The organism is Marinomonas sp. TI.3.20 (assembly GCF_038155025.1).
GTDB lineage: Bacteria > Pseudomonadota > Gammaproteobacteria > Pseudomonadales > Marinomonadaceae > Marinomonas > Marinomonas flavescens.
In genome coordinates, this window is the sequence record NZ_JBAKAS010000122.1 from 1 (window position 1) to 256 (window position 256).

A 256-nucleotide genomic window follows, 5' to 3' on the forward strand; every position below is an offset into this window, starting at 1 on the left:
TCTGACTCGTCAAACAATTCGCCTTGCCCCGGAGAGACTTCGGAGCCTTTACCAAACTGTTTTTGTTGAGCTAAGCGCCATTGCTCAAGGATTAGCTGATACTTAGATTCCCATTCAGCGATCTTGCTGTCTTTTTCGGTTAAGGCTTTTTCTTGCTCTATCAATGACGAGTCTTTTTCATCCAACAACAACGACTGCTCAAGTAAAAGAGCCTTAAGAGAGTCAATGTCATTGGGTAAGTCATCAGGAAGTATTT

General features: G+C 42.6%; 1 pseudogene. It reads right to left on the reverse strand.

The features are described from left to right. Positions 1-256 (reverse strand): annotated as a pseudogene (locus tag V6259_RS19835) (IS66 family transposase); the annotation flags it as partial.